The organism is Flavobacterium pectinovorum (assembly GCF_006438875.1).
In the GTDB taxonomy this organism is placed as follows: Bacteria; Bacteroidota; Bacteroidia; order Flavobacteriales; family Flavobacteriaceae; genus Flavobacterium; species Flavobacterium pectinovorum_A.
The window spans coordinates 206,944-215,855 of record NZ_RCZH01000010.1 but is presented as its reverse complement, the minus strand read 5'-3'; the positions used below and the strand labels follow the sequence as shown (position 1 = coordinate 215,855).

The window sequence follows — 8,912 nt, the reverse complement described above, 5'->3', positions numbered from 1 at the left end:
CTCTACGTACATCTTGCTTTCCACGCCCGCTACAACAAAAGTTACAGACTGCAGGTTTCCTTTTTTTAGCGAGTTTAAAAGATCTTCTTTGTACTTTGGAGTATTAAGTTCTTTAATTGAATGTTTCTCAAGACTTGCTTCCAGATCGTAACCGTAATTTTGGTGGTAGTGATCCAATTTGAAGTTTGAATTGCCGTCGCTTTCTTTGAAATTTAATTTCAGCCACGCGTTATAAACTTCACCTTCCCTTGTTTTCAGGTCTTTATTCACCGAGCGGCCTTCCATTAAATTATAAGCTTCTTTAAGGGTAATATTACTGCTGTTGTTATTAATATAAAAAGTCTGTTCCAGTCCTTGTTTGGAATCTTCTTTTTTAAGGTTTACATGATAGGAATTAAAAAAATACAAATCGCTTTGATCTGATTTTTTAAAATTCAGCACTGCAGTCATGGAATCTGTTCCATAGACACCTTCCTTCATAAGCTTAAATTCTGTTTCTCCTTTAAGCATTTTCTCCTTCAAGTCCTGGTCGAACGTTTCTCCAAAGCCGGTATATTTCAGCTGATCTTTCAAGAATTCTAAATTTTTCTGATTCATGACAATTATTTTTTTTAGTTATTACTCATTTATAAGCTGTTTAGAACATCCAGATTTATTAGATCGTTATTCTTAACATCTATTTCTATATGCCTGCCTCCATTTTTTTCAATAAGCTGTATAGTGAGGTATTTCTTTTCGGGGATCGTAAATTTGGATACGGCATAAACTATATTCACTTCAGATTTGTCCGGAATTAATGAAGAGGCAGAAGTTGTATACAAAGGCATTACTTCTATTTCCTGGGATGCGGTGCGCTTTGATTTCTTGCGGTCCCTTATAAAAAACCTCAGCTGGTCGATCTCATAATTAATTTTTGAATTATTGCCCAGCAAAAGTCTGAAGTACAATATATCCTGATGAATGAATATTCCTGTAACATCCAGTTTCATTTCAAATCTTGAACGTTTTAGTCCTTCTAATTTTTTCTTTTTAGACAAAGCGAGGCTTGCATACTGCTCAATTTTCTTTTGATTATCATTCTCCATTGAAAACAAAATATTCCCACTTACAACAGCTGTATTATCGGCTTTAATATTTAAATCAGGACAGGATTCATCATAGTTCAGAACAAATACATACAGCCTATTGTCAGCTGTCACTACAGTGAGGTTGGTCTGATTGAAATTCTCCTTTGCCGCTTTGACCAGTAAAATATTCTCAACTCCTTTGGCTTTCTGCATTAAAACATCCGGACTTCCCTTGTCGACACTTTTAATAGCATATGGAAAAACGATACTGGTAGTTTTCGAATATCCTATGTGAAGATTTTTAAACTCTTCCTGATTCAAACCTATTTTTTTATTCACAAACTGTGCATAGCCTGATAGCATTGTCAGCAAACAGCATAACATAAAAATCCAATTTCTAATTTTCATCTTTTAATTTTTATAATTGTTCATATTATTTTGCTTCTCATCATACAGCAGTACCTGATAACCGGCTTTAACAACCACTTTAATCAGTTTCACTTTTTTACTCATCAGGGTCTTCGCTGCTTCAATTCCCATCCCGGCCGCCTGCGCTCCCCAAGAATCCGTAACTCCGGTCAGCCCTAATGTCTGAATAGAACGGTCAGCGGAAGCCTTAGCTACATCCCTGTTGATAGCACCTGGAATATAAATCCCGGCAATACCATCCATATCATACACCGTTAATTCCACCGGAAAAATTGAATTTCGAAACTGAATGTTGTTGATTTTAACTTCCAGCCTCTCCCCTTTCAAAGATGCTATTCCGTATAAAAATGTGTTTTTGGGAATCATAGTGCCTTGCAGAGATATATCACTGCTTAGTCTGAGCTTGACCACAGACCCGTTGACGATGGTCTGAGTTTCATGGATCACTGCCTCTATTGAATTTTGCTCTTTCTCCTCGTGCTCCAGACTCTCATCAGCTGTATAAAAAGAATTACTCTTTAAAGAACTTGAGATAGAATTATCCTTCTGAAGCGATGTTGTATTATCTTCTTCTTTTTTACGGTTAACCGTAAAGATTTTTCCTTTTTCATTATCTGAAGACTGTTTTAGTCTTTCCTGCACACGCGATGGGTGTTGAATATCAAGTATGTTCTCAAGCATTCCTCCAAGCTGTTTGAGTTCCGGGTCAGGTTCCTGTGATTCTCCCATCTTACTCATCATTTGCTCTAAGTTCTTTACCTCATCGGAAACGCCTTTTGATGAGCCGTAGTTTTCAAACTCTCTCATGTCCTGACCATAATTGTCGGTTATTGCAGGCTGGCTGATTGCTTTTTGAAGTGCCTGCAGTTTTTGGTAAACTTTCTGCTCGTTCCTGTTTTGAAATGATGACGAATTAAAACCTGTTTTGCCTTTTTGAAATCGTTGAACTTCAAAATCCGTATCTGAAAACTCTCCTATAGATTCTTGTACTGTTTTTTGATTGGAATAATTAGGATCTTTTTTAATCTGTTCCTGAAGTTTAATAGAATCTACTGCTGCCTGATCATAATAACTCATTTTATCAAGTGCTGAATCTTCTTTAAATTTTGGAAGAGGCAGATTAAAATTAAATCCCTTTTTGACTTCATTTTTACCTCCCATCGCTTCCATTCTACCTCCTCCCAAAGTGTAAAAGAGAATAGTGATGAAAGGAAGTGTTATAAGGGGCATAACCAAAAGCATTTTTCGCTTTTTGGATTCTTTGATTGATATTGTTTTATGTTCCATAATTTTACTTTTTAAAATTGGTAGTTCTAATTTTTGAAATGACAGCTGTCTTTTGAACGGTTGGAAAATCACTTTTTGAAAATGCTGTATAAATGTTATAGATAAAGTAACTTCCTGTTAGAATGGTAAATGAAATCAGAAGGCAGATAAGCTTTCTTCTGGAAAGACCATTTACTAGTACATCCATTTTCTGGGCCCATTTTGTCTGTGCAGAATGATAATACCTGTGATACACAAAAGGAGTTTCCTGTTTTTTGAATAATGATTTCATCAACGTCTATTTTCTATTCTCAACCGTTAGATCTTTGTTTTCGATGGTATTGAAGCGTTCGATTAAAAAGCCGTGGGGATTATTATCGCTCCTTGAAACATTGCGAAGACTTCCCTCTGTTACAAGGTTTCTTTTCAAAATACTGGTTGTTCTTATAATATTCTGTTTTGCAAAACATTTAAACCGGTACGGATATTCACCGGTATCAATCGCGATACTGTCAATCTGAATGGTCTGACTAATATTGCCCGAGATAATTCCGGAGTAAAATCCGTTTTCTTTCAGGTCATCATAAATCCGTTTAGCACTGTCATCAGCCAGATAAAGCGCTTTTGTAACGTTGGTTTTAATAACTTTATCATCAGGATCAAGGGTAAAGAAAAACTTGTGAAATGTCTTTACATGATCTCTTGCTTCCACCGGTACATTATCCTTTCTCTCCGACGCGTAAGCTTCGAGCGCTTTGCCATTTGCCAGTATATAAACCTTATCCTGCATCTGGGTTACCGACTCAAAACTTTTATAAAGTGTATAACAGCATATCATAATACATCCCACAATAACCAGCATCGTAAAGCCTCTGACATATTTAAAAGCGGTATCAATATTTTTCATTTTGGTAAACATGAGCAGATTTTTTTTGATTATTTTGAATTCCCTTTAAGCCTGTCGCTCATATAGTTTCCTTTCTCCTCAAAATAAGGAGCACTTCCTGTCGATGATGACATGCTTTGAGACATCCGCCCTGCTGCATTTCCCATTGAATCCATCACCATACCGGCTCCCATTGATGTTTTGGAAACTACTGAACTGGTTGAATTACTAAAGAGTCCGGTAACTTTCTGACCTAAGGCGCCTCCTCCGGCAGCGTGGACTATATAGTTGGCAACCGATGGAACTGTAAAATATCCTATGATTCCGATAATCATAAAAATCAAGTAAGACATATCGGTCCTGCTGAAAAAGGTGTCTCCTGTTGCCTGCACCTGTGACAGATCCAGTTTTAGCATCAGTTCCTGAATTTTCCCTATAATACTTCCGAAAATATTGGCAACAGGAAGCCACAGGTAAATGTTGATATATCTTGCCAGCCATACCGTTAGCGTATGCTGAAAGCCATCAAAAACTGCGATTCCAAACACAAGAGGTCCCAAAATAGATAACACCACCAATTGGAATGTCCTGAGCGTATCAATGCACAATGCCGCGGCTTCAAATAAAACTCTTAGCACTTCACTCATAAATTCCTTGACAGAGTTTCGAAAATTATAGGAAGCTTTTTCCATTGCAAATTTGACATCGTTGCCGATTCCGGCCAGCATGCTCTCATTGGAAGGATCTTCATCATGGGTATACTTATACCATTTATCCCGATCTCCAGTTCCCGCCTCCCCTACATACATCTTCCACGGATCAGTTTCTTTGATGGCCTTTTCTTTCTCTTTGAGAAGAACTGCAATAGCATTGTTCGATCCTGTAACCATAGCAGCAGTTGCTGTAACTGTGGGTTTCATCACTCCATTAATAAGCGCTAATACCGAAGGGAAAATCATAATACAGAACCCAATTACAAAAGGCCTGAAAAGTGGATAAAAATCAATGGGTTCGGCGTTGGCAATATGCCTCCATACCCTGGAAGCTATATACCAAATTGTCCCGAATCCGGCTATTCCCTGCCCGACTGCTAAAAGATTACTGCACAATGGCATCATCTCGTCATACAACTGGTCCAAAACGGAATGAAGGCTCTGCATATTATCTCCAAGACCTTGTGCATGGATAAAAAAAGGCATTAAAAATGCGACGGTTATGAAAAGAACCGTTTTGCAAGATTTAAAAATGTTCATCGCTTTAGTTTTTTAGTTCCTGAAGTTCTTTGGAAGCATAAACATCCTTCGCTTCTTTAGCTCTTTGCAACGCCAGCAAGTTTGATGACACATTAAAGTTTCTGAGAAACAAAAGCTTATCCTGCATCTGCACGTAAATATCATCAACCGCTTGGAGCCTTTCATCATCCGACATCCTGAGCTTGTCAGCTGTTATAACCATTGTGAGTTCATCGAGATTTCTTAAACTCTGGCTCAGAAGATTTCCATAAACCTTTTCAAAATAGCTGATTTCCTTTTCGCTAAAGTTGCCGCTCTTTACAAACCGATTGAGTCCATTTTTGCTTTCCTTCATCAGCAGCATCTGAAAATTTATGATATCCTCTACCCTTTTGTAATTTTTCACAACAGGGCTCACCTGCATAAGGGCATCCAGAAAAGTTTTATGCAGGCTGAAATTTCCTTCTGAGATATCCTTGACTGTTTTATAGCCGCCGGAAAGAAGTTCATAACCCTTTTTCATATCGCTCAAGATCTTTTTAAACTGGGAGAGTTTTTCAATGTTCAGGATGAGCTGCTGGATCTCTGCTGACTGTGCATTTGCTTTGTTGGAAACAATTGTCATGGAGATTGTCAATATTAAAATCAATATTTTTTTCATCGCTTTTTATTTTATAATCCATAGATAGCTCCTGCATTTCGGACATCTCCTTTTTCACGGTTCTTTGATAAAGACAGAAGTTTCGCTTCATTGCTGAAAGACAAACAGAAATTATAATCCTCCAGCATCATTTTGTGCAGCGCATCAATACGCTCGATCCTTTGGTCGTCTTTAAGTTCCAGTTTGGAATCGGTGGTAATAACCAAAAGCTGGTCAAGGGTATCAATACAGTTCTCAAGCAGTTTTTCAAAAGAACGCTCGATGTAATCCAGTTCATCACCATGAAATAAATCACTTGACTTAAGATCACTGTAAGTTCTTTTACAGATTTTCATAATTTTAAACTGCATCGAGAGAATTTCTGCTGTCTTATAATAGTTCTTAACCTTTGGATTAATCTTCAGTAGAGAAGTAAAATAATCACCATGAAGATTCACTTCTCCCCTCTTTGCATCGCCAATAAAATTCAGTCCTTTTGACACAACTGAATATCCTTTTTTGGCGTAATCAATATAAACCTGAAGAGCAGCGATCTGCAAAAGCAATTCCTTTCTCTGTTTGGCCTGCGCCTGAATTCCCTGATGCATAAACAGCACGATCAAGGATAATGAGATTATTTTTTTCATGATATTTTCATGTAATTACGGAATTCCGTAAAATTGTTTGACCTGATTTACATCTGCCTCTGTTTTGGCTCTCTGAAGACTAAGCATCACATTCTGCTGATTAAAAAGAGTGAGATCATCGTAATTGGCATCTATCTGATCTGCAGCTTCATTAATGATTTCGAGCCTTTTCAGATCGCTCATCTGTGTGCTGAAAGAATCCAGTATTAAAAAGATCTGGTCGATATTCTTCACGCTTTCTTCCAAAATGCCCGAATAAACACGCTCCATATACTGAATCTCGCTGTCTTTAAAATGAGTATCCTGTTTGAATAAATTCCAGGCTCTTTCATATTCTTCTACCAGTCTTGTCTGTTTCTTGGTAATATCTTTTATCCTATGGTAATAGGTTATAATCGATTTCACCTTTGCCAGTTCTTCATAATAGCCCTTATACAACTCTTTCTGCTTTTTAGTCCAATCCGAAATTTCATCCAGCTTTAATTTAGAAAGTACATTCTCTATCTTCTTCTGGGCATTCTGAAGCCAGATCGTTTTGTTCTGAAGTTTCTGAATCCTAAGATCAATTGCTTTTATCACTTTTTTGGTGACCGCTTTTACTATTTCCAGTATTGGCAGTGCAGCTGTCTTTTCAGCTGGTCTAACCGGCGTGCTGATTAGCAATAGACAGATTATGCACGTAATTATTTTTGTTTTCATTTTTCCTTTTCATTTAATTTCCGTTTCTTATATCGCGGGCCATAGCGGCGATTCCTTTTTTGATGTCGCCTCCAAACTTTTGGGCATAGGCATTCATTTTCACTTTCTCGCTTTCCTCGGTTGTATAGGCCAAATATTCCTCAAGTGAAACTTCTGTTCGGTACACTTTTGAAAGCATACTCCCCAGCGAAATAAAGACTTCCTTGTATTTCTTATCAGGATCATTCGCTTTATTAACCGATAGCACCAATGCCTTTTCTTTTTCGGTCAGTCCTAACAGTTCCTGTATCTGATCAAATTTATTCTGGTACTTGCTTTGGTCCAGCAGGATCTTGCAGTCACTGTTATTGATAATGGCCTGTTTGACAACTGGCGAGGAAATAATATCTTCAACCTCCTGAGTAACTACAATAGCCTCCCCAAAAAATTTCCGCACGGTCTTGAACAAATACTTGATGTATTCGGACGTCCCCAAGTCTGATACCGACAGGACTGAGTGAAGACCTGTAACCTGTTTCCATATTCAGGAAACATACTGCCTGCTCGGTGAAAGTGTCAAAAGTATCATTCATTGGAAAATCTGCCGCATTGCCCGGCATCCCTGCCCAGAAAATCTGCGCAGCGCCGACTGTTTCCTGCTTGGCTGCTGCGTCCATCTGTGCCAATGCTGATGATACTTTGTTTTTAATATCCTTCAGTTCTTCCTTTTCTGTACTCCAAGCCAAGACATTAAAATGTGCTTTGACCGGAAGTCTTTGCTGGGATACCGCTTCGTTCAGAAAATCATTCGTTGCATCTCTGGCAATCATATTCTCTCTACTGTATGCCGACAAAGACTGAAGCCTTAATCTTTTGCTTTCCAGTTTTTGAATAGTCTTTTGGGCGTCTTCTATAAACAGATATTGATTATAAATATGATTGCAGGATAAAAGCTGTCCTAGAGTTGATGCAAATCCAACACTGAATTTGGTTTTATCAGTGGAATAGCGGTCAAAATTGATTCTCGAACCACACAAGGCCGGCAGATCAGCCGCGTCCCCAAGTGTGAAAAGCTGGCAGTGTTTATCACCGACCGCTAACCCTTCATCAAATTTGATATCTTTAAACACAAATGAATCTTCGCTCTCGGATAAAAAACAGTACTTTTCTATGAGTCCCAATTTTCTGCTCTCGCTTCGAAGCACATCATTTTTCAATCGGGTAAGTTTGACAAAACCGCTGTCTTCCATAATTCTTTTAAACTGGCCTGTACAGTCAATAAAATCCTGTAACAGCTGTGCTTTCAAAGTTTCCTCCGGTACTATCGAACGCCTAAGTAGATTTGAGAAAAGCGAACTTGAATTCTTTCTTCCCAGCGGTTTCTTTGTCAGCATGATGTAACAGGAATGATCCAAAAACGGTCTTTCATTAAAAAACCGCTCACTGCTCCGGGTTAAAAAACTGCTGTCATCACTCGTAAAATCAGCTTTGTGACTCTTTTCTAAAAACCAGTCCTGCTTGTGAAAAACACAGAATTTTGGAAGCACTTTTATTGCCTTTATCCACGACTGATGAAAAGCTTCATATTCCTGATCAGACAAAGTAAAAATCTCAGGCAGCTCAGCCTTGAAAATAATAGTTATATCGCCCTGCTTTGATAAAATACAGTCATGCTCCACTGCCATAATAGGCAGTAAATCTTCCATCCTCTTTTCCATCTCCCCTTCATTTTCATTATTAACGTTCTATAACTATATCTGTAAAAAAATAGCCCTGCTGTAAACTCTTATACATTTTGGAACCTGCTTTTTGGCCAGCGCCTTCATCATGCCGTATTCTCCGTACTGGTTACTCATTTTGTATATTTTAAAAACAAGAAAAGTACCTGCAGTCCCGATAAAACCAACACACAATAATGAAGGCAGACCAATAATGTACATCACTGCAAAAAGAATCATAAGCGATACAACACCCCCTCCCAAATACCATATGTACTGAGCCTTCAAGCCTTTAAATTCTATACTCTGATTGATTCCTTTGTTGATCTGGTAAACACTGTTACTCATA

9 protein-coding genes and 2 pseudogenes are annotated in these 8,912 nt (G+C 38.1%); all 11 read right to left on the bottom strand.

Features of this window, described 5'->3' with window-relative positions:
• A pseudogene (locus EAH81_RS16370) lies at nt 1–597 on the bottom strand (hypothetical protein); the annotation flags it as partial.
• Nucleotides 598–626: 29 nt separating this feature from the next.
• The gene (gene traN / locus EAH81_RS16365; protein WP_140509038.1) at nt 627–1,475 is read right to left on the bottom strand and encodes a conjugative transposon protein TraN; all 849 of its coding nucleotides are present in this window, start codon (nt 1,473–1,475) and stop codon (nt 627–629) included.
• Nucleotides 1,476–1,478: 3 nt separating this feature from the next.
• Complete coding sequence (gene traM / locus EAH81_RS16360; RefSeq protein WP_140509036.1) at nt 1,479–2,783, bottom strand: conjugative transposon protein TraM; 1,305 nt, start codon at nt 2,781–2,783, stop codon at nt 1,479–1,481.
• Nucleotides 2,784–2,787: 4 nt separating this feature from the next.
• Nucleotides 2,788–3,054 (bottom strand): hypothetical protein, encoded by a 267-nt coding sequence (locus tag EAH81_RS16355; RefSeq protein ID WP_140509033.1) that lies wholly within the window; start codon nt 3,052–3,054, stop codon nt 2,788–2,790.
• A gap of 6 nt (nt 3,055–3,060) precedes the next feature.
• Nucleotides 3,061–3,681 carry a conjugative transposon protein TraK gene (gene traK, locus EAH81_RS16350; RefSeq protein ID WP_140509031.1) on the bottom strand — a complete coding sequence of 207 codons (621 nt, stop codon included), beginning with the start codon at nt 3,679–3,681 and terminating at the stop codon, nt 3,061–3,063.
• A gap of 17 nt (nt 3,682–3,698) precedes the next feature.
• Nucleotides 3,699–4,901 carry a conjugative transposon protein TraJ gene (gene traJ / locus EAH81_RS16345; RefSeq protein WP_262711758.1) on the bottom strand — a complete coding sequence of 401 codons (1,203 nt, stop codon included), beginning with the start codon at nt 4,899–4,901 and terminating at the stop codon, nt 3,699–3,701.
• A gap of 4 nt (nt 4,902–4,905) precedes the next feature.
• Nucleotides 4,906–5,541, bottom strand: a complete 636-nt coding sequence (locus EAH81_RS16340) for a TerB family tellurite resistance protein (protein WP_140509029.1) — start codon at nt 5,539–5,541, stop codon at nt 4,906–4,908.
• A gap of 11 nt (nt 5,542–5,552) precedes the next feature.
• On the bottom strand, nt 5,553–6,167 hold the full coding sequence (locus EAH81_RS16335; protein ID WP_140509027.1) for a DUF3450 domain-containing protein: 615 nt from the start codon (nt 6,165–6,167) through the stop codon (nt 5,553–5,555).
• Between the two features lie 15 nt (nt 6,168–6,182).
• Complete coding sequence (locus EAH81_RS16330; protein ID WP_140509024.1) at nt 6,183–6,866, bottom strand: conjugal transfer protein TraI; 684 nt, start codon at nt 6,864–6,866, stop codon at nt 6,183–6,185.
• Nucleotides 6,867–6,879: 13 nt separating this feature from the next.
• Nucleotides 6,880–8,563 (bottom strand): annotated as a pseudogene (locus EAH81_RS16325) (TraG family conjugative transposon ATPase).
• A 33-nt stretch (nt 8,564–8,596) separates the two neighbouring features.
• Complete coding sequence (locus EAH81_RS16320; RefSeq protein WP_140509022.1) at nt 8,597–8,911, bottom strand: DUF4133 domain-containing protein; 315 nt, start codon at nt 8,909–8,911, stop codon at nt 8,597–8,599.
• Between the last annotated feature and the right edge of the window lies 1 nt (nt 8,912).

What these genes read in the sequence shown, in the direction of transcription:
- traJ (WP_262711758.1), bottom strand. Translation starts at nt 4,901, where the DNA reads ATGAACATTTTTAAATCTTGCAAAACGGTTCTTTTCATAACCGTCGCA.
- EAH81_RS16320 (WP_140509022.1), bottom strand. Translation starts at nt 8,911, where the DNA reads ATGAGTAACAGTGTTTACCAGATCAACAAAGGAATCAATCAGAGTATA.
- traM (WP_140509036.1), bottom strand. Translation starts at nt 2,783, where the DNA reads ATGGAACATAAAACAATATCAATCAAAGAATCCAAAAAGCGAAAAATG.
- EAH81_RS16330 (WP_140509024.1), bottom strand. Translation starts at nt 6,866, where the DNA reads ATGAAAACAAAAATAATTACGTGCATAATCTGTCTATTGCTAATCAGC.
- traK (WP_140509031.1), bottom strand. Translation starts at nt 3,681, where the DNA reads ATGTTTACCAAAATGAAAAATATTGATACCGCTTTTAAATATGTCAGA.
- traN (WP_140509038.1), bottom strand. Translation starts at nt 1,475, where the DNA reads ATGAAAATTAGAAATTGGATTTTTATGTTATGCTGTTTGCTGACAATG.
- EAH81_RS16355 (WP_140509033.1), bottom strand. Translation starts at nt 3,054, where the DNA reads ATGAAATCATTATTCAAAAAACAGGAAACTCCTTTTGTGTATCACAGG.
- EAH81_RS16340 (WP_140509029.1), bottom strand. Translation starts at nt 5,541, where the DNA reads ATGAAAAAAATATTGATTTTAATATTGACAATCTCCATGACAATTGTT.
- EAH81_RS16335 (WP_140509027.1), bottom strand. Translation starts at nt 6,167, where the DNA reads ATGAAAAAAATAATCTCATTATCCTTGATCGTGCTGTTTATGCATCAG.